A 19,529-nucleotide genomic window follows, 5' to 3' on the forward strand; every position below is an offset into this window, starting at 1 on the left:
CGCGGTGGACCCGCCGGCCGCGGCCTGCGGGCGACCGGGGCCGCCGCCGTCTGCTGCTCGTGCTCGCCCTCGCCCCGGCGCTCGTGCTCGGCGGCTGTGCCCTGTGGGTGCTCTACGGCTCCCCCTGGCTGCGGGTCGAGAGCGTCACGGTCGGCGGCGAGCGGGTCCTGACGGAACGCCGGGTCCTGGCCGCCGCCGACGTCCCCGTGGGCGACCCGCTCGTCTCGGTCGACCCCGAGGAGGTGGAGCGGCGGCTGCTGGCCCGGCTGCCCCGGATCGACTCCGTCGACGCCGTGCGGTCCTGGCCGCACGGCATCGAGCTGAAGGTCGTCGAGCGCCGGCCCGTGGTCGTCGTGGCGGAGGGCGCGCGGGGCCGGGGGTACGCCGAGGTGGACGACGAGGGGGTGCGGTTCGGCACGGTCGCCGAGCGCCCCGGGGACGTCCCCCTGCTCACCGTGGACCTGGCCGACTCCCCCAGCCGGCACCGCTTCGGCGCCGGGCGGATGCGCCGGGAGGCGGTGAAGGTCGCCGCGGCGCTCCCCGAGGGCGTACGCCGGGACACCCGCACCATCCGGGTCCGCTCCTACGACTCCATCACCCTGGAGCTGACCGGCGGGCGCACGGTGGTGTGGGGCAGCAGCGAGGACAGCCCGGCGAAGGCCAGGTCGCTGGCCCTGGTGATGAAGGCCGCGGACGGGGCGGAACGGTACGACGTGAGCGTCCCCAGCGCTCCGGCGGCGTCGGGGAGTTGACGTGCGTACCCGCAGGCCAGCACCCTGGTTGGCTACCGCATTGGCTGATCACATAGGGTGAGAAGAAAAACGGGAGGTTCGGCGTGTTCATTGAACGCGCACCGCTTGTCGACCTAGTGTCCGTTCCAAAGAATCCGAGGAACGACAGACACTGGTAACCCTAAACTTCACCGTTAGGGTTCGGGTCGGCGTCCGGACCGTCCCACTCGGCATAGGTCGGCGCACCGCAACCACCGTGGAGCGGCGACACGTAACTCGAGGCGAGAGGCCTTCGACGTGGCAGCACCGCAGAACTACCTCGCAGTCATCAAGGTCGTCGGTATCGGCGGCGGTGGCGTCAATGCCATCAACCGGATGATCGAGGTCGGTCTCAAGGGCGTCGAGTTCATCGCGATCAACACTGACGCACAGGCCCTGCTGATGAGCGACGCCGACGTCAAGCTCGACGTCGGCCGCGAGCTCACCCGTGGCCTCGGCGCCGGCGCCAACCCCGATGTCGGCCGCAAGGCGGCCGAGGACCACCGCGAGGAGATCGAGGAGGTCCTCAAGGGGGCCGACATGGTCTTCGTCACGGCGGGCGAGGGCGGCGGCACCGGCACCGGCGGTGCGCCCGTCGTCGCGAACATCGCACGCTCCCTCGGCGCCCTCACCATCGGCGTCGTCACCCGTCCGTTCACCTTCGAGGGCCGCCGCCGGGCCAACCAGGCCGAGGACGGCATCGCGGCCCTGCGCGACGAGGTCGACACCCTCATCGTCATCCCCAACGACCGGCTGCTGTCCATCTCGGACCGCCAGGTGAGCGTGCTCGACGCGTTCAAGTCCGCGGACCAGGTGCTGCTCTCCGGCGTGCAGGGCATCACCGACCTCATCACCACCCCGGGCCTGATCAACCTCGACTTCGCGGACGTCAAGTCCGTGATGTCCGAGGCGGGCTCGGCGCTCATGGGCATCGGCTCGGCACGCGGCGACGACCGCGCGGTGGCCGCCGCCGAGATGGCGATCTCCTCGCCGCTGCTGGAGGCGTCCATCGACGGCGCCCGGGGCGTCCTGCTGTCCATCTCCGGCGGCTCGGACCTCGGCCTGTTCGAGATCAACGAGGCCGCCCAGCTCGTGAGCGAGGCGGCGCACCCCGAGGCGAACATCATCTTCGGCGCGGTCATCGACGACGCCCTCGGCGACGAGGTCCGGGTCACCGTCATCGCGGCGGGCTTCGACGGCGGGCAGCCGCCCTCGAAGAACCGCGACAAGGTGCTCGGTTCCTACGGCAGCAAGGACGAGAGCGCCACGGGCCCGCGCCCGGTGCCCTCCGACACCGACCGACCGTCCTTCGGCGGACTCGGCTCGGTCACCCCGCGGGAGGAGGAGCCGTCCCCGGTCTCCCCGCTGACCGAGGCCCCGTCCGTCTACGGCGCGGGGACCTCCTCCGCGGCACCCGGCGAGACCGGCCCGTCCGTGACCCCGCAGGTGCCGCCGGCCCGCCCGTACCAGGACGGGCAGGCCGAGGAGCTCGACGTGCCCGACTTCCTCAAGTAGGCACCGCGAGCGTGATAGGGCAGCACGACTCCGTGGGCGGCGCGCACTTCGCCTTCACCGACCGGTGGGGCGGGGTGAGCGCCGCTCCGTATGACGAACTCAACCTCGGCGGCGCGGTCGGGGACGACCCCGGCGCCGTACGGGCCAACCGCGAGCTGGCGGCGAAGGCGCTCGGCCTCGACCCGGCCGCGGTGGTCTGGATGAACCAGGTGCACGGCCGCGAGGTGGCCGTGGTCGACGGGCCGTGGGGAGACGGCGACGTGCCGTGCGTGGACGCGGTCGTGACCGGCCGCCGCGGCCTGGCGCTCGCCGTGCTCACCGCCGACTGCGTCCCGGTCCTCCTCGCCGACCCCGTCGCCGGGATCGCGGGCGCCGCGCACGCCGGACGGCCGGGGCTGGTCGCCGGGGTGGTCCCGGCGGTGGTGGAGGCGATGACCGGACTCGGCGCCGACCCGGCGCGCATCGTCGCCCGCCTCGGGCCCTCGGTGTGCGGGCGCTGCTACGAGGTGCCGGAGCGGATGCGCGAGGAGGTCGCGGCCGTGGCTCCGGAGGCGTACGCCACCACGGGCCGGGGCACGCCGGCGGTCGACGTCGGGGCGGGGGTCCGGGCCCAGCTCGCCCGGCTCGGCGTCCCGGCGCCGCCGCCGTCCCCGGTGTGCACGCTGGAGTCGGAGGACCACTACTCGTACCGCCGGGAGAAGACCACCGGCCGGCTGGCGAGTTACGTCTGGCTGGACGAGCCGGACGTCCCGGACGAACGGCACGGGCCGGACGGGCCGGACGGCCGGACGGCGCCCGCGGACGGCGCCGGAGCGGCGGAAGGGAGGTGCGGGACATGACCGACCGGAAGGCCGAACTGGCCGCCAACCTCGCCCGAGTGGAGGAGCGCATCACCCGCGCTTGTGTCACTGCGGGGCGCGATCCGAAGGACGTGACCCTGGTCGTCGTCACCAAGACCTATCCCGCCGACGACGTGCGGCTGTTGGCCGAACTCGGGGTGCGGCACGTGGCGGAGAACCGCGACCAGGAGGCGGCGCCCAAGGCGGCGGCCTGCGCGGACCTGCCCCTCACCTGGCACTTCGTCGGGCAGTTGCAGACGAACAAGGCGCGTTCGGTGGTCCGGTACGCCGACTTCGTGCACTCGGTCGACCGGCCCCGGCTGGTCGCCGCGCTGTCCGCGGCCGCCGAGCGCGAGGGGCGGCGGATCGGCTGCTTCCTGCAGGTCGCGCTCGACCGGGAGGCCGGCGCGGCCGGGCAGCGCGGCGGCGTGGCGCCCGACGGCGTGGGGGAGTTGGCCCGCGAGGTGGCCGCCGCGCCGGGGCTGTGGCTGGCCGGTGTGATGACGGTCGCACCGCTGTCCGGCCCGTACGCCGGGAGGCCGGGGGACGCCTTCGAGCGCCTGCGGGAAATCTCAACCGGCCTGCGGGCGAACGATCCTGCTGCGAACATGGTCTCGGCAGGAATGAGCGCGGATCTCGAAGAGGCGGTGGCTGCCGGTGCGACACATGTGCGTATCGGCAGTGCGGTACTCGGAGTCCGACCCAGGCTCCGGTAACGTCGCCAAACAAGTCGGACCACAGCAGAAAATATGGTCATTTCCGCACCGAGCGGATGGCCGCGTGGATCCAGGGCCACCGGTGACGGAGCCTGGGGCCTCCCCGCCGGAGGCAGGGGACCCACCACAGAGCGGAGGACGCAGAGAATGGCCGGCGCGATGCGCAAGATGGCGGTCTACCTCGGCCTCGTGGAGGACGATGGGTACGACGGCCCGGGGTTCGACCCCGACGACGAGTTCGAGCCCGAGCCGGAGCCCGAGAGGGACCGGCTGAGGCACCAGGCGCACCAGCCCCTGGGGGCGCCCACGGCGAAGGCCGGGGAGCCGGAGCCCGAGGAGCCGGTGCGGGTCGTCCATCCTCCGGCTCACCGGGAGCGCGAGCAGACTCCTGCAATCGTCTCCGAAAGCGGGCGACACGGGAGAATTGCCCCCGTGGCATCCATCACATCCGAACGCCAGAACCTGGAGAAGAACGCACCGGTGATCATGCCCAAGGTCGTGTCCGAGCGGGAGCCCTACCGGATCACCACGCTCCACCCCCGGACGTACAACGAAGCCCGTACCATCGGGGAACACTTCCGCGAGGGCACCCCGGTGATCATGAACCTGACCGAGATGGACGACACGGACGCGAAGCGGCTCGTCGACTTCGCGGCCGGTCTGGTGTTCGGTCTCCATGGGAGTATCGAGCGGGTGACGCAGAAGGTGTTCCTGCTGTCTCCTGCTAACGTCGATGTCACGGCGGAGGACAAGGCCCGCATCGCAGAGGGCGGGTTCTTCAACCAGAGCTGAGATCAGGACACCGGACACGTCCGGCCGAGGGGCCGGGCACGACCCAAGGGGAGAGGGAAGCGCAGGATGGGCGTCGCACAGCAGGTGATCCTCATTGCGCTGCAATGCTTCCTCGTCGTGCTGATCTTCCGCCTGGTGATGGACTACGTCTTCATGTTCGCCCGCTCATGGCAGCCCGGCAAGGCGATGGTGGTCATCCTGGAGGCCACCTACACTGTCACTGATCCGCCACTCAAGCTTCTGCGGCGGTTCATACCGCCGCTGCGCTTCGGGGGCGTGGCGCTCGACCTGTCCTTCTTCGTACTGATGATCATCGTCTACATCCTGATCAGTGTCGTGGCCAGGCTGTGAGCGATACGGTCTTGCCGATATGCCGATGACTTACGTTGAGGTGAAGAGATGCCGCTGACCCCCGAGGACGTGCGGAACAAGCAGTTCACGACCGTCCGCCTGCGTGAGGGCTACGACGAGGACGAGGTCGATGCCTTCCTCGACGAGGTCGAGGCCGAGCTGACCCGACTGCTCCGCGAGAACGAGGACCTGCGCGCCAAGCTGGCCGCGGCGACGCGGGCCGCCGCGCAGAACCAGCAGCAGCAGGGCATGCGCAAACCCGAACAGGACAGGCCGGGGGCCCCCGTACCAGCCGCCATATCAGGACCGCAGCCGGTCCCGCCGGGGCAGATGGGCGGCCCGCCCCAGCTCCCCGGCGGTGCGCCGCAGCTGCCGGCCGGTCCCGGCGGGCACGGGCCGCAGGGCGGCCCGCACGGTCCCGGACCGATGGGTCCCGGGCCGATGGGCGCTCCGGGCATGCCCGGAGGCCCGGGCGGCGACAGCGCGGCCCGCGTGCTGTCGCTGGCGCAGCAGACCGCCGACCAGGCGATCGCGGAGGCCCGTTCCGAGGCCAACAAGATCGTCGGTGAGGCGCGCAGCCGCGCCGAGGGCCTGGAGCGGGACGCCCGCGCCAAGGCCGACGCCCTGGAGCGGGACGCGCAGGAGAAGCACCGCGTCGCGATGGGCTCGCTGGAGTCCGCCCGCGCCACGCTGGAGCGCAAGGTCGAGGACCTGCGCGGCTTCGAGCGCGAGTACCGCACCCGCCTGAAGTCGTACCTGGAGAGCCAGCTCCGCCAGTTGGAGAGCCAGGCCGACGACTCCCTGGCCCCGCCGCGCACCCCGGCGACGGCCTCGCTCCCGCCGTCCCCGTCGATGGCCTCGGCCGGTGCCCCCAACGGCGGCTCCATGGGCGGACACCAGGGCATGGGCGGCAACCAGTCGATGGGCGGCAACCAGTCCATGGGCGGTCCGGGCAACCACGGCGGTCACGGCGGCCACGGCGGCCACACCCAGGGCGGCGGTCAGACGTACGGCGGGCAGCAGCAGATGTCCCCGGCCATGACCCAGCCGATGGCCCCCGTACGGCCGCAGGGCCCGCAGCCCATGCAGCAGGCGCCGTCGCCGATGCGCGGCTTCCTCATCGACGAGGACGACAACTGACCGGCGGCTGACGGCACCGCCCGGCGACAGGTCGGCATATCACGACGGGCCGGGCCCGGGATCACGAGGATCCCGGGCCCGGCCCGTTGACGTGTCCCGGACGGTTCGGCCGGGACGGGCCCCCGCCGGGGGCCGGTGCGCCACGTGGTGGTCCTCCGGGCCGGACTCCGCGGCCCGGAGGACCAACCGGTGCGCCGGACGGCGCCGGACGGCGTTACCGGGCGGCCGGGGCGGCCACGCGGCGGAGCCGGAAGGTCAGGGACAGCGCCTCGTCCGTGAACGGTTCGCCGAAGGAGTCGTCGCCCTCGCCCTCCGCGTAGTCCGTGGCCAGGACCTCGTCCGAGATCAGGGCCTGGTGCTCGGTCAGCGCCCGGACGACCTCCTGGTCCTGTGACCGCCACCGCAGGGCGATCCGGTCGGCGACGTCCAGGCCGCTCTTCTTGCGCGCCTCCTGGATCAGCCGGATCGCGTCACGGGCCAGCCCCGCCCGCCGCAGCTCCGGGGTGATCTCCAGGTCGAGGGCGACCGTGGCACCGGCGTCGGAGGCCACCGACCAGCCCTCCCGCGGGGTCTCGGTGATGATGACCTCCTCCGGCGACAGCGCGATCGTCTCGCCGTCCACCTCCACCGCCGCAGTGCCGTTGCGCAGCGCCGCGGAGAGCTCCGCCGCGTCCGCCTCGGCGATGGCCCTGGCGACCGCCTGGGTGCGCTTGCCGAACCGGCGGCCCAGCGCGCGGAAGTTCGCCTTGGCCGTGGTGTCCACCAGGGAGCCGCCCACCTCCGACAGGGAGGCGAGCGAGGTGACGTTCAGCTCCTCGGCGATCTGCTCCCGCAGCTCGTCGCTGAGCAGCTCGAAGCCCTGCGCCGCCAGCAGCGCCCTCGACAGCGGCTGCCGGGTCTTGACCCCCGACTCGGCGCGCGTGGCCCGGCCCAGCTCCACCAGCCGCCGCACCAGCAGCATGTCGCGGGACAGGTCGGGGTCGACGGCTTCCAGGTCGGCGACCGGCCACGAGGCCAGGTGCACCGAGTCCGGCGCGTCCGGGGTGACGGGGACGATCAGGTCCTGCCACACCCGCTCGGTGATGAACGGCACCAGCGGGGCCATCAGCCGGGTGACGGTCTCCAGCACGTCGTGCAGCGTGCGCAGCGCGGCCGGGTCGCCCTGCCAGAAGCGGCGGCGCGAGCGGCGCACGTACCAGTTGGACAGGTCGTCCACGAAGGTGGACAGCAGCTTGCCGGTGCGCTGGGTGTCGTACGCCTCCATGGCCTGGGTGCACTGGTCGACCAGGGCGTGGAGCTCGCTGAGCAGCCAGCGGTCCAGCAGCGGGCGCTCGGCCGGCGCCGGGTCGCCGTCGGAGGGCGCCCAGCCGGCGGTGCGGGCGTACAGGGCCTGGAAGGCGACCGTGTTCCAGTAGGTCAGCAGGACCTTGCGGACGACCTCCTGGATCGTGCCGTGCCCGACGCGCCGCGCGCTCCACGGGGAGCCGCCCGCCGCCATGAACCAGCGCACCGCGTCCGCGCCGTGCTGGTCCATGAGCGGGATCGGCTCCAGGATGTTGCCCAGGTGCTTGGACATCTTCCGGCCGTCCTCGGCGAGGATGTGGCCCAGGCAGACCACGTTCTCGTAGGAGGAGCGGTCGAAGACGAGCGTGCCGACCGCCATCAGCGTGTAGAACCAGCCGCGGGTCTGGTCGATGGCCTCGCAGATGAACTGCGCCGGGTAGCGCTTCTCGAACAGCTCCTTGTTGCGGTACGGGTAGCCCCACTGCGCGAAGGGCATCGAGCCCGAGTCGTACCAGGCGTCGATGACCTCCGGGACGCGGGTGGCCTCCAGGGAGCAGCCCTCGGCGGTGCAGGTGAAGGTGACCGCGTCGATGTAGGGCCGGTGCGGGTCCAGGCCGGACTGGTCGGTGCCGGTCAGCTCGGTCAGCTCGGCCAGCGAGCCGACGCAGGTGAGGTGGCCGTCCGCGCAGCGCCAGATGGGCAGCGGGGTGCCCCAGTAGCGGTTGCGGGACAGGGCCCAGTCGATGTTGTTGTCGAGCCAGTCGCCGTAGCGGCCGTGCTTGACCGACTCCGGGAACCAGTTCGTCCGCTCGTTCTCCCGCAGCAGGGCGTCCTTGACCGCGGTGGTGCGGATGTACCAGGACGGCTGCGCGTAGTACAGCAGCGCGGTGTGGCAGCGCCAGCAGTGCGGGTAGCTGTGCTCGTACGGCACGTGGCGGAACAGCAGGCCGCGCGCGTCGAGGTCGGCGACGAGCGTCTCGTCGGCCTTCTTGAAGAACTGGCCGCCGACCAGCCCCAGGCCCTCCTCGAAGGTGCCGTCGGGCCGGACGGGGTTGACCACCGGCAGCCCGTAGGCGCGGCAGGTCTTCAGGTCGTCCTCGCCGAAGGCGGGAGCCTGGTGGACCAGGCCGGTGCCGTCGTCGGTGGTGACGTAGTCGGCGTTGACGACGAAGTGGGCGCCCTCGATCTCCACCAGGTCGAACGGGCGGCGGTAGGCCCAGCGCTCCATCTCCCGGCCGGTGAAGGTCTGCCCGGTCGCGGTCCAGCCGTCGCCGAGCGTCTTGTCCAGCAGCGGTTCGGCGACGACCAGCTTCTCGGTGCCGTCCGTGGCCACCACGTAGGTGACGTCGGGGTGGGCGGCGACCGCGGTGTTGGACACCAGCGTCCAAGGCGTGGTCGTCCACACCAGCAGTGCGGCCTCGCCCGCCAGCGGACCGGAGGTCAGCGGGAAGCGGACGAAGACCGAGGGGTCGACCACGGTCTCGTAGCCCTGCGCCAGCTCGTGGTCGGACAGCCCGGTGCCGCAGCGCGGGCACCACGGGGCCACCCGGTAGTCCTGGACGAGCAGGCCCTTGTCGAAGATCTGCTTCAGCGACCACCAGACGGACTCGATGTACTGCGGGTCCATCGTCCGGTAGGCGCCGTCCATGTCGACCCAGTAGCCCATCCGGGTGGTCAGCTCGGCGAAGGCGTCGGTGTGCCGGGTCACCGACTCGCGGCACTTGGCGTTGAACTCCGCGATCCCGTAGGCCTCGATGTCCTGCTTGCCGCTGAAGCCCAGCTCCTTCTCCACCGCCAGCTCGACCGGCAGGCCGTGGCAGTCCCAGCCGGCCTTGCGCGCGACGTGGTAGCCGCGCATGGTGCGGAAGCGGGGGAAGACGTCCTTGAAGACGCGGGCCTCGATGTGGTGGGCGCCGGGCCTGCCGTTCGCGGTCGGGGGCCCCTCGTAGAACACCCACTCGGGGCGGCCCTCGGACTGCTCCAGGGAACGGTCGAAGACCTTGTTCTCGCGCCAGAAGTCCAGCACGGCGCGTTCGAGCGCGGGAAGGTCCACCTGGGCGGGCACCGGACGGTACTGGGGCGGGGACTGCGGGCTCATGGGCGAGCTTCCTCCAACGGACGTCGTGACTTCCGCCGGAGGGACGAGACCGCCGCCTGTCGGCGGGGACCCGCGGTACCACCCTCCTTGACGGCGGAGGCGCACCGGGTGCGCGTCCCACCGCCCTCTCGTTTGGTGCTGCGATGCCGGTTCTACTCACCACTCGCGCGGAGGGCTTTCTTCCGGCGGCTCCGGGGTGATCTTCACGCCGCGCTCGCCCCCGGGCTCACACCGTCCCCGGGTCGCTCGTGGCTGCATACGGGCGCTACTCGTCCCCTTCCACGCCTCTCGCTCTGCCCAGTGTACGGGTGCCGTCCCGTGGCGGCCGACCGGTTTTCGCAGCGCGACGCGGGGCACAACGCTTCGCAGGGGCACGGGGCCGCCTCGGAGGAGTGCGAGCGGACCGGCGTGCCCCGTTGCCGCACGATCGGGGCGGATTCACCGTTCCCGTCACGATCCGCGGGAAAGACCGGAACAGGTAGAGGGATCGCGGCCATGGCGGCGGGAGAGACCGCAGGAGGAAGGGCGGAAGCCGTGCGGGGCCCGCCGCGGAGGCCGCCGGCGGGGTGCGGGGGAAGGCGGCGGACGCGGCGCCGGAGACCGCCGGCGGGAAGGCCGCGCAGGAGAGGACCACCACGAGGACCACGGCGATGAGGACCGCGGTGAGGACGGCGGAGACGACGGACGGGCAGCCCTCCGCGACGGGGGCGGGGAGAGGGGCCGCCGCGCGGGCGGCCGGCCGGGCCGCCGCCACGGAGACGGCCGCCGCAGAGGCGGCCGGGAAGAAGACAGGAGCCAAGACGGTGGTTGCCAAGAAGACCACGACGGGAACGCCGGCCGCCGGGAAGGCCGCCTCGGTGCCTCCGGCACGCACGGCCGCGGCACCCGCCGCTCCCGACGAACTCGTCGTACGGCCCGGTGAGGAGCCCTGGAGCCAGGAGGAGGTGGACGAGGCGCGCGCCGAACTGTCCCGGGAGGCCGAACGGCTGCGCACCGAGATCCACGCCGCCGAGGAGGCGCTCAGCGGGCTGATGCGCGACTCGGCCGACGCCACCGGGGACGACCAGGCCGACACGGGGACCAAGAACATCACGCGCGAGCACGAGATGGCCCTCGCCGAGAACGCCCGCGAGATGCTCCACCAGACCGAGCGCGCCATGGAGCGCCTGGAGGCCGGGACGTACGGCGTCTGCGAGAACTGCGGCCGGCCGATCGGCAAGGCACGGATGCAGGCCTTCCCCCGGGCGACGCTCTGCGTGGAGTGCAAACAGCGGCAGGAACGCCGCTGACGGCGGCCGTCCGGACGTGACGTACCCTGCATCACGTGACAGAGGTGGAACGGGCCAACGAGAAGCCGGACGAAGCCGGAATCGCTGAAGGAGCCGCCGACGGAGCCGGGGAGAAGGCCGCGGCAGACACCGCGGACGGCACCGCGGCCAGCACCGCCACCGGCACCGCGGCCGGGGTCGGCGGGCCGTCGGCGTCCGGGCGCCGCCGGCGGATCGCGGTGCTCGTCGCCGTGGCGGCCTTCGCGTACGTCCTGGACCTGATCACCAAGGTCCTCGTGGTCGAGAAGCTGGAGGGCCGCGACCCGATCGAGGTGATCGGGACCTGGCTGCAGTTCCGGGCGGTGCGCAACCCCGGCGCCGCCTTCGGCATCGGCGAGGCCCTCACCATCGTCTTCACCGCCATCGCGGTCATCGTGATCGTGGTGATCATACGGATCGCCCGGAGGCTCTACAGCACGCCGTGGGCCATCGCCCTGGGGATGCTGCTGGGCGGGGCCCTGGGCAACCTCACCGACCGGGTCTTCCGCTCGCCCGGGGTGTTCCGGGGCCACGTCGTGGACTTCATCGCGCCCGCGCACTTCGCCGTCTTCAACCTCGCCGACACGGCGATCGTCTGCGGTGGCGTGCTGATCGTGGCCCTGTCCTTCCGCGGCCTGGACCCCGACGGCACGGTCCACCGCGACTGACCGGCCGGAGAGCACCGGGGGGCGCCGTGCCCCTGCCCGCCGGGCAGGGGCACGGCCCGCTTCCGGCATACTCGATCGGGTGAGTCAGCTTCCCGAGATCCGTACCCTGCCCGTACCCGACGGCCTGGAGGGCGAACGCGTCGACGCCGCCCTGGCCAGGATGTTCGGCTTCTCCCGCACCAAGGCGGCCGAGCTGGCCGCGGCGGGGAAGGTCCGGCTCGACGGGGGCGAGGTCGGGAAGTCCGAGCGCGTGCGCGGCGGGGCCTGGATAGAGGTCGAGATGCCCGCGCCGCCCGCGCCGGTGCAGGTCGTGGCCGAGCCCGTGGAGGGCATGCGGATCGTGCACGACGACGCCGACATCGTGGTGGTGGACAAGCCGATCGGCGTGGCCGCCCACCCCAGCCCCGGCTGGAACGGTCCCACCGTGATCGGCGGGCTCGCCGCCGCGGGCTTCCGCATCTCCACCTCCGGCGCCGCGGAGCGGCAGGGCGTCGTGCACCGGCTGGACGTGGGCACCTCCGGACTGATGGTGGTGGCCAAGTCCGAGCACGCCTACACCCTGCTCAAGCAGCAGTTCCGCGAGCGCACGGTCGACAAGCGCTACCACGCGCTCGTCCAGGGCCACCCCGACCCGCTCAGCGGCACGATCGACGCCCCCATCGGACGGCATCCCGTCCACGACTACAAGTGGGCCGTCACGGCCGACGGCAAGCCGTCGGTCACCCACTACGACCTCATCGAGGCGTTCCGGGCCGCCAGCCTGCTCGACATCAAGCTGGAGACCGGCCGCACCCACCAGATCCGCGTCCACATGGCCGCCCACCGGCACCCGTGCGTCGGCGACACCACCTACGGCGCCGACCCGACGCTGGCCAGGCGGCTGGGGCTGGCCCGGCAGTGGCTGCACGCGGTGAGGCTCGGCTTCGACCACCCGGCGGACGGCCGCCGGGTGGAGTTCACCAGCGACTACCCGGACGACCTCCAGACCGCGCTGGACCGGGTCCGCGCCGAGAGCGCGTAAGCCGGGGCGGCGGGACGGGCGGCCGGGAGGGGCTGTCAGCGCGCCTTCCGGGCGCTGGGGATGTCCCTCCTGGCCAGCCCGTTCTCCGTGCCCGCCGCCGTACCGCCCCCCGTGCCGTCCACCGGGCGTACCCGCCCCGGCTCCGGCGCCGCCTGCGCCGTGGTGACGCGGGGGAGCGCATAGGGGTGCTCCCGGTGGAGCCAGGTGACGAGCTTCTCGCGGACCTCGCAGCGCAGCGTCCAGATGTCGTCCGCCGAGCGCGCCGTCACCAGCGCGCGGACCTCGATCGTGGAGGGGGTGGTGTCGGTCACCGACAGGTCCCAGGCGCGGCCGTCCCACGCGTCGCTGGCGCGCACGATCTCCTCGGTCTTGGCGCGGAGCGCGTCGATCGGGGCCGAGTGGTCGAGGTGGAGGTAGACCGTGCCGGTCATCTGCGAGCCCCCGCGCGACCAGTTCTCGAAGGGCTTGCTGGTGAAGTACGACACCGGCATGGTGATCCGGCGCTCGTCCCAGGTGCGGACCACCAGGTACGAGACGGTGATCTCCTCCACCGTCCCCCACTCGCCGTCCACCACCACCGTGTCGCCGATGCGCACCATGTCGCCGAAGGCGATCTGCAGGCCGGCGAAGAGGTTGCTCAGCGTGGACTGGGCGGCGATGCCGACGACGATGCCCAGCACACCGGCCGAGGCCAGCATGGAGGCGCCGAACTTCTCCATCGCGGGGAACTGCAGCAGCATCGACGCCCCGGCGAGCACCGTGACCACCGCCGTGGCCAGCCGCCGGACCAGGGTCAGCTGGGTGCGGACCCGCCGTACCCGCCCCACGTCGTGGGCGACCCCGGCGTACCGGGCGAAGGCGGTCTCCACGATGGCGGTGATCATCCGCAGCACCAGCCACGCGGCGGCCCCGATCAGTATCAGGCTGAGCCACAGGTCGACCGCCTTCTGGTGGTTCCTGGCCAGGTGCGTCTGCTCGGAGAAGGCGTTGAGCAGGCCGACGAAGACGACCGCCTGCAACGGCCACCGGCCGCTGCGCAGCAGCCCCCACATCGGGGTCTCCGGGTGCCGGGCGTCCATGCGTTGCAGCGCGCGGTCCACGGCCCAGCCGACGACGAGTGCCAGTGCGATCGCGCCACCGAAGACGATCAGCGGTCGCAGCACGTTCTCCATGGTCGTGTGAACTCCTCGGTGGACTGCTGATGACGAAAAGGGCTCCATCGACCGTACCTGGCACCATGGGGAGAACCCCGCCCCGGGCGTGTCGCCCGAACGCGGGCCATGAGCCTGACCTGCGAAGGAAGTGACATCGTGCCCACCGTTGTGATGTTCCACTCCACCTACGGGCTGCGTCCCGCCGTCCATGCCGCCGCCGAGCGGCTGCGGGAAGCCGGGCACGAGGTCCACACCCCCGACCTGTACGACGGGCGGACCGCCGACACCGTCGAGGACGGCATGAAGATCAAGGACGAGATCGGCCGCGACGAGCTGCTCAAGCGGGCCGTCGCCGCCACCGCCCCGCTCTCCGAGCGGGGAGTGGTCTACGCCGGGTTCTCGCTGGGCGGCGCGATCGCCCAGAACCTCGCGCTCGCCGACGACCACGCGCGCGGGCTGCTGCTGCTCCACGGCACCTCCGACCTCGCGGAGGACGCGGCCGTCGACGGGCTGCCGGTGCAGCTCCACGTCGCCGACCCCGATCCCTTCGAGCCGCACGACTGGCTGAACGCCTGGTACCTGCGGATGCGGCGGGCGGGCGCGGAGGTCGAGGTCCACCGCTACGCCGGGGCCGGCCACCTCTACACCGACCCCGACCTGCCCGACTACGACGCGGAGGCGGCCGAGCGGACCTGGCGGATCGCGCTGGACTTCCTGGCCGGCCTGGAGGGCCCGGAGGACCGGGAGAAGCAGGAGGACCGCTAGGGGCGCGTGCAGCGGCCCGAGCCGGTCGGGCCGCCCGAGGCGGGGGCGCACAGGTACACCCGGTCGGAGGCGCGGTGGCTGAGGTAGCGGCCCATGCAGGTGTTGGAGTCGGTCCGGCCGCGGTCCGCGCAGAAGCGCACGGCGGCGTGCCCGTCGGCGAACGGGCCCGGTGCGTAGATCACCCAGTAGCCCGGGCGCAGCGAGGCGAAGTCGTCGCTGCGCAGCATCCGCGCCTCCGGCACCTCGGCGCGCACGGCCGCCAGCCGCTTGTCGCGGGCGGCCGTGCCGGAGGAGACCGGCTCGGAGAAGATCTGCGCGATCCAGGTGCCGACGCTCTCCTCCCCGGGCACCGCCGCGGTGGCCGACGGGGCCGGCGAGGCGGAGGGGCCGGAGGGGGCGGACGCCGTCGGCGTGGGGGAGGCGCTCGGGCCGGGCGAGGCGGGCGAGGAGGAGGACGGGGAAGGGGAGGGGGAGGGTACGGACGAGGAGCGCGCGGAGGTCGGGGAGGCCGCCGGGGTGGAGGACCGCTTCCCGCCCCGGTTCTCCCCGCCGCCGTCCCCGCCGCCGGAGAACGCGGTGAGCGCGTACGCCGAGGCGGCGACCAGCACCGCGGCGACGGCGGCCCCCGCGACCAGCGCGGCCCGGCCCCGGCGCCGCGCGGGCCGCTCCGGGGCCGCAGGGACGGTCCCGGAGCCGCTTCCGTCGCCGGGGGCGGGTACGGGGCGGGGCCCGGCGGGCAGGGTCGGTGCGTACGACGACGCGTACGGCGGTGCGGGCAGCGGCGTCGTCGGCCGGGCGGCCGGGAAGGGCGCCCCGCCCCGGCCCGCCTCGGCGTCGGCGAGCAGCGCGTCGAACCGCTCGGCGTCGGGCCGGGCCGCCGGGTCGCGTACCAGCATCGCGGTCAGCGCCGGGGCCAGCGCCCCGGACCGCACCGGCGGCGGGATCGGCTCGTCCAGCACGGCGGCCAGCGTGGCCAGGGCCGTCGGGCGGCGCAGCGGGCTGGCGCCCTCCGTGCAGACGTACAGTGTCATGGCCAGCGACCACAGGTCGGAGGCCGGGTCGTCGCCGGTGCCCCGGATGCGCTCGGGGGCGATGTACTCGGGCGAGCCGACGAGTTCGCCGGTGGCGGTCAGCGACGTGGAGCCCTGGACCGCGGCGATGCCGAAGTCGGTCAGCACCGCGCTCCCGTTCTCCCGCAGCAGCACGTTGGCCGGTTTCACGTCGCGGTGGTGGATGCCGGCGGCGTGCGCGGCGCGCAGCGCGGCCAGGATCTCCCGGCCGATCCTGGCCGCCTCGCCCGGCTCCAGCGGGCCGTCGGCCAGCCGGTCCTGGAGGGAGCGGCCCGGCAGCAGCTCCATCACGATCCACGGATGGGGCCGGGAGTCCACGACGTGGTGGACCGTGACCACGTGGGGGTGGTTGAGCCGGGCCAGGGCCCGCGCCTCGCGCAGCACGCGTTCCCGCAGCCTGCGCGAGGCGGTGTCCTCGTCGGCCGGGTCGGGGGAGACCGGATGGGGCGGCCGTACCTCCTTCAGCGCCACCTCGCGGTCCAGCACGGTGTCACGCGCCCGCCACACCGTGCCCATGCCTCCGCTGCCGAGCCGCTCCAGCAGCTCGAAACGCCCGTCGACGACCCGGCCGGCCCCGTCGTGCCCGTGGTGTTGGCCCCCTGACATGGGGTCAGCGTACGGGGTCCGCCACGTGTTCGACGCGCTGTGTGCCCGAACGGGTGCGGTAGGAACGCACGTGCCGGACGGCCGCCCGGGGGTCGGTCTTGTCGGAGAGCGCGTAGTAGTCCATCTGCGCCCGCTCGCCGGTCACGTCCAGGACGCCGTAGCCGTGCGAGTCCATGTCGACCCACTTGGTGTGGCGGTTGGCGGCGCGCACGGCGGTCTCGGCGACGGTGGAGACGGTGTGCGCCGGGACCTTCAGGATGTCGTCCAGATTGTCCGAGGTGACGGAGGTGACCACGAACTCCGTGGCCACCGGCGGCTCCAGCGGATAGGTGGCCGCCCGGACGGGCACGTCGTTGGCCCAGGCCATGTGGATGTCGCCGGTGAGGAAGACGGTGTTGCCGATGCCGCGGTCGCGCAGGTGGGTCAGCAGCTCGCGGCGGTCGTCGGTGTAGCCGTCCCACTGGTCGACGTTGACGGCCAGGCCCTCGCGGGGTATGCCGAGCAGCTCGGCCAGCGGCCCGAGCAGGTGTGCCGGCACGGACCCGAAGGCCACCGGCGAGATCATCACCGAGGTGCCGACCAGGTGCCACCGGGTGTCGGAGGCGGCGAGCCCGGCCTTCAGCCAGTCCAGTTGCGCGCGGCCGGTGATCGTGCGGTCGGGGTCGTCCACGTCGCCGCTGCCGATCCCCGCCTGCCGGTCGCGGAAGGAGCGCAGGTCGAGCAGGTGGAGGTCGGCCAGGCCGCCGAAGCGCAGCCGCCGGTAGACGGTGCCCTCGGTGGAGGGGCGGACCGGCATCCACTCGAAGTACGCCTGCCGGGCGGCCCTCGCGCGCGCCGCCCAGTCGCCCTCCGTGGCGGGCGTGTGGTTCTCGGCGCCGCCGGACCAGGCGTCGTTGGCGGTCTCGTGGTCGTCCCAGATCGCGATGACCGGGTGCGCGGCGTGCAGGGCCCGCAGGTCGGGGTCGGTCTTGTAGTGGGCGTGGCGCTGCCGGTAGTCGGCCAGGGTGACGGTCTCGTGGACGGGCCGCATCTCCCGGACGACCCCGTCCTTCAGCGGGTACTCGCCCTTGCCGTACTCGTAGATGTAGTCGCCGAGGTGGAGGACGGCGTCGAGGTCGGCGCGGGCGGCCAGGTGGCGGTAGGCGGTGAAGAACCCGCTCTCGTAGTGGGCGCAGGAGACCACCCCGAAGCGGACGCGGTCCGCCGCGGCGCCGTCGGCGGGCGCGGTGCGGGTGCGGCCGACGGGGGAGTGGGTGCCGGCGGCGCCGAAGCGGTAGTGGTACGCGGTGGCCGGGCGCAGCCCGCGCACGTCGACCTTGACCGTGTGGTCGGCCGCGGCCGTCGCGGTCGTACGGCCGGAGGCGACGACGGCGGTGAAGCCCGGGTCCTCGGCGACCTCCCAGGAGACCTCCACGGGCGCGCCCAGGCCGGAGCCGGGCGTCGCGTCGGGGGTGGGGGTGACCCGGGTCCACAGCAGGACGCCGTCGGGCAGCGGGTCGCCGGAGGCGACGCCGTGGGCGAAGACCGGGCCGTCGGCCGCGCGGGCGCGCCGTGCGGCGGCCAGCGGCAGCAGCGCGGCGGTCGCGGCGCCGGCCGCGACGACCGTGCGGCGTCTGGGGGCGGTGGGGTGGGCGGTGGCGGGGGCAGCGGTGTGGGTGTCAGTCACGGCCGCCGATGCTACGCGCCGGTAGGGGCGGCGGACAGGGTGCCGGCAAGAGTTCGCCGATCCGTCGAACGGCGTTTCCGCGCACCGGAGTCGGGCCGGATTCCGGGCGCCGCCGGTGCCGTGCCGGCAGCGGTGCGCAAAGCGCCGCGGCCCGGTGGCGCGGGGCGCCGGGCGGGACGGCCGCCCGGTTCGCCGGGTCACTTCACGCCGAGCTTCTCCAGTTCGGCGGGCAGCTTGTTGACCTCCACGTCCTTGCCGTCGATCCGGACGGTGGGCGTGCCCTTGATCTCGGCCTTGTCGAAGCTCTCGATCATCTCAAGGGCCCACTTGTCGTAGGTGCCCTTCTCGACGGCCTGCCGGAACTTCTCGTTGTTCTTCAGCGCGTCGACGTCCTCGGCCACCTTCAGCAGGTAGTCGTTGTCGGCGAACTTGTCCTCGGCCTCCGGCGGGTGGTGCTTGGCGGAGTACAGCAGGGAGTGGTACTCGCTGAACGCCTCGGTGCTCACGTTCAGGGCGGCGCCCAGCGCGCTGGCGGCGTTCTTGGAGCCGTTGCCGCCGAAGTTGCCGTCGATGATGGCGCCGAGGTGGACCTGGAGCTTGTACTTGCCCTCCTTGGCGCCCTTCTTGACGGTCTCGCCGAGCGCCTGCTCGAAGCTGGCGCAGGCCGGGCAGCGCATGTCCTCGTAGACGTCGATGGTCGTCTTGGCGTTCTCGCCGCCGAGGACGACGGTCGTGCCGTTCTCGCCCGTGGCGTTGGCCGGCTTCACCAGCTTCTTGTCGGCCGCCGCGGACCACGACTTCTCGCTGCCGCCGTCGCCTCCCATGTTGGCGACCGCGACGCCGATGCCGCCCGCGACCGCGAGGAGCGCGACCGCCGAACCGCCGACGATCGCCTGGCGGCGCAGCTTCTCCTTCCTGGCCTGCTTCTCGCGCTCGATCCGCAGCCGCTCCCGGGCGGCGCGCTTGGCTTCCTGGCTGTTGCGCTTGCTCATGGTGGGTGTGTTCTCCGTGTCGGTCACGTACGGGTGGGGACGGTGGTGCTCAGACGGCGGGGGCCGCGGGGCACGGAGGTCCGCGTCGTACGACGGAGTGGGTCAGCAGGGGGAGCGTGTGCCGGGGCGTGGCGCGCAGGGCGGGGCGGATCCCGCGCCCGGCCGGTCCGGCGGCCGGGCGGCAGACGGCGGCCACCAGCAGCAGCGGCCGGAAGAGGGCCGCGGCGGCGGCGCGCAGCAGCCGGGTGAGCGCCGCGTCGCCCCGGCGCAGCCACGCGGCGGCGGTCAGGCCCACGGCCACGTGCGCGGCCAGCAGGAGCCAGGGGGCCGCGGGATGGGTGGCGGCGGAGAGCGGGGGCGCGGCGGAGGCGGTCATCCGCGCCAGCGGCGTTCCCAGGTCGCCGCCCGCGCACAGCAGGTCCACGCCCAGCGAGCGCAGCGGTCCGGCCACGGGGCCGCCCGCCTGCCCGTAACAGGCGTCCTGCCCGGTGGTGAAGACGGTGTCGGCGGCCAGTTCCAGCGGCACCAGCAGCCCGGCGACCGACCAGTAACCCCGCTCCCGCCCGGCGAGCGCGAAGGCGGCGGCGAACACCGCCGTGCTGACCAGGAGCAGCGGCGGATACGGCAGGGGGTTTCCGGTGAGCAGGACGTGGGCACCCGCGGACAGGGTGACGCACAGCGCGGTGAAGACCGCGGCGCGCACCGTCCGGATGCCTGTGTCAGGGATGCCCATCGCAGCCGAGTGTGCCATGCGTTCCGTTAAGAGGGGCTTAAA

At 73.2% G+C, this 19,529-nt stretch carries 17 protein-coding genes; 11 read left to right on the forward strand and 6 right to left on the reverse strand.

All coding sequences use genetic code 11. The annotated features are described in order from the left end of the window. The 7 genes from VE546_RS05270 to VE546_RS05300 form a co-directional block, all read left to right on the forward strand. Positions 1–752, forward strand: a 752-nt coding sequence (locus VE546_RS05270) for a cell division protein FtsQ/DivIB (RefSeq protein WP_324919040.1), incomplete at its 5' end; no start/stop codon positions are given. A 276-nt stretch (positions 753–1,028) separates the two neighbouring features. Next, a complete protein-coding gene (gene ftsZ, locus VE546_RS05275) occupies positions 1,029–2,285 on the forward strand; it encodes a cell division protein FtsZ (RefSeq protein ID WP_324919042.1) in 1,257 nt (418 codons plus the stop codon). A gap of 11 nt (positions 2,286–2,296) precedes the next feature. Next, a complete protein-coding gene (pgeF, locus tag VE546_RS05280; protein WP_414720409.1) occupies positions 2,297–3,124 on the forward strand; it encodes a peptidoglycan editing factor PgeF in 828 nt (275 codons plus the stop codon). After that, positions 3,121–3,840 (forward strand): YggS family pyridoxal phosphate-dependent enzyme, encoded by a 720-nt coding sequence (locus VE546_RS05285; protein WP_324919044.1) that lies wholly within the window; start codon positions 3,121–3,123, stop codon positions 3,838–3,840. Before pgeF ends, VE546_RS05285 begins: the two co-directional genes overlap by 4 nt. Positions 3,841–3,987: 147 nt before the next feature. Further along, positions 3,988–4,632 carry a cell division protein SepF gene (locus VE546_RS05290; RefSeq protein WP_324919046.1) on the forward strand — a complete coding sequence of 215 codons (645 nt, stop codon included), beginning with the start codon at positions 3,988–3,990 and terminating at the stop codon, positions 4,630–4,632. A gap of 66 nt (positions 4,633–4,698) precedes the next feature. After that, entirely contained in the window at positions 4,699–4,983 is a 285-nt protein-coding gene (locus tag VE546_RS05295; RefSeq protein ID WP_324919048.1) for a YggT family protein, read from the forward strand. A 48-nt stretch (positions 4,984–5,031) separates the two neighbouring features. Continuing rightward, entirely contained in the window at positions 5,032–6,123 is a 1,092-nt protein-coding gene (locus VE546_RS05300) for a DivIVA domain-containing protein (RefSeq protein ID WP_324919050.1), read from the forward strand. Positions 6,124–6,337: 214 nt separating this feature from the next. On the opposite strand, the gene ileS is transcribed toward VE546_RS05300, so the two are convergent. Then, positions 6,338–9,505, reverse strand: coding sequence for an isoleucine--tRNA ligase (ileS, locus tag VE546_RS05305; RefSeq protein ID WP_324919053.1), 3,168 nt, complete (start codon positions 9,503–9,505; stop codon positions 6,338–6,340). A gap of 650 nt (positions 9,506–10,155) precedes the next feature. On the opposite strand from ileS, the gene VE546_RS05310 reads away from it, so the two are divergent. The 3 genes from VE546_RS05310 to VE546_RS05320 all read left to right on the forward strand — a co-directional run bounded on the left by VE546_RS05310 (position 10,156) and on the right by VE546_RS05320 (position 12,501). Next, positions 10,156–10,794: a TraR/DksA family transcriptional regulator gene (locus VE546_RS05310; protein WP_324919055.1), complete on the forward strand. Its 639-nt coding sequence runs from the start codon at positions 10,156–10,158 to the stop codon at positions 10,792–10,794. Positions 10,795–10,829: 35 nt separating this feature from the next. After that, positions 10,830–11,480, forward strand: a complete 651-nt coding sequence (lspA, locus tag VE546_RS05315) for a signal peptidase II (RefSeq protein ID WP_324919057.1) — start codon at positions 10,830–10,832, stop codon at positions 11,478–11,480. Between the two features lie 79 nt (positions 11,481–11,559). Beyond that, positions 11,560–12,501 (forward strand): RluA family pseudouridine synthase, encoded by a 942-nt coding sequence (locus tag VE546_RS05320; protein ID WP_324919059.1) that lies wholly within the window; start codon positions 11,560–11,562, stop codon positions 12,499–12,501. Positions 12,502–12,536: 35 nt separating this feature from the next. Here VE546_RS05320 and VE546_RS05325 read toward each other — a convergent pair whose 3' ends face one another. After that, a complete protein-coding gene (locus VE546_RS05325; protein ID WP_324919061.1) occupies positions 12,537–13,673 on the reverse strand; it encodes a mechanosensitive ion channel family protein in 1,137 nt (378 codons plus the stop codon). A gap of 138 nt (positions 13,674–13,811) precedes the next feature. On the opposite strand from VE546_RS05325, the gene VE546_RS05330 reads away from it, so the two are divergent. Next, on the forward strand, positions 13,812–14,420 hold the full coding sequence (locus VE546_RS05330) for a dienelactone hydrolase family protein (protein ID WP_324919063.1): 609 nt from the start codon (positions 13,812–13,814) through the stop codon (positions 14,418–14,420). On the opposite strand, the gene VE546_RS05335 is transcribed toward VE546_RS05330, so the two are convergent. The 4 genes from VE546_RS05335 to VE546_RS05350 form a co-directional block, all read right to left on the reverse strand. Beyond that, positions 14,417–16,096, reverse strand: coding sequence for a serine/threonine-protein kinase (locus tag VE546_RS05335; protein WP_324919065.1), 1,680 nt, complete (start codon positions 16,094–16,096; stop codon positions 14,417–14,419). The genes VE546_RS05330 and VE546_RS05335 overlap by 4 nt on opposite strands. Positions 16,097–16,100: 4 nt before the next feature. Then, the gene (locus tag VE546_RS05340; RefSeq protein ID WP_324919067.1) at positions 16,101–17,762 is read right to left on the reverse strand and encodes an alkaline phosphatase D family protein; all 1,662 of its coding nucleotides are present in this window, start codon (positions 17,760–17,762) and stop codon (positions 16,101–16,103) included. Between the two features lie 197 nt (positions 17,763–17,959). After that, positions 17,960–18,754 (reverse strand): thioredoxin domain-containing protein, encoded by a 795-nt coding sequence (locus VE546_RS05345; protein WP_324919069.1) that lies wholly within the window; start codon positions 18,752–18,754, stop codon positions 17,960–17,962. A gap of 49 nt (positions 18,755–18,803) precedes the next feature. Then, positions 18,804–19,487, reverse strand: coding sequence for a hypothetical protein (locus VE546_RS05350; RefSeq protein ID WP_324919071.1), 684 nt, complete (start codon positions 19,485–19,487; stop codon positions 18,804–18,806). Positions 19,488–19,529 lie beyond the last annotated feature (42 nt).

The organism is Streptomyces sp. (assembly GCF_035644915.1).
GTDB lineage: Bacteria > Actinomycetota > Actinomycetes > Streptomycetales > Streptomycetaceae > Streptomyces.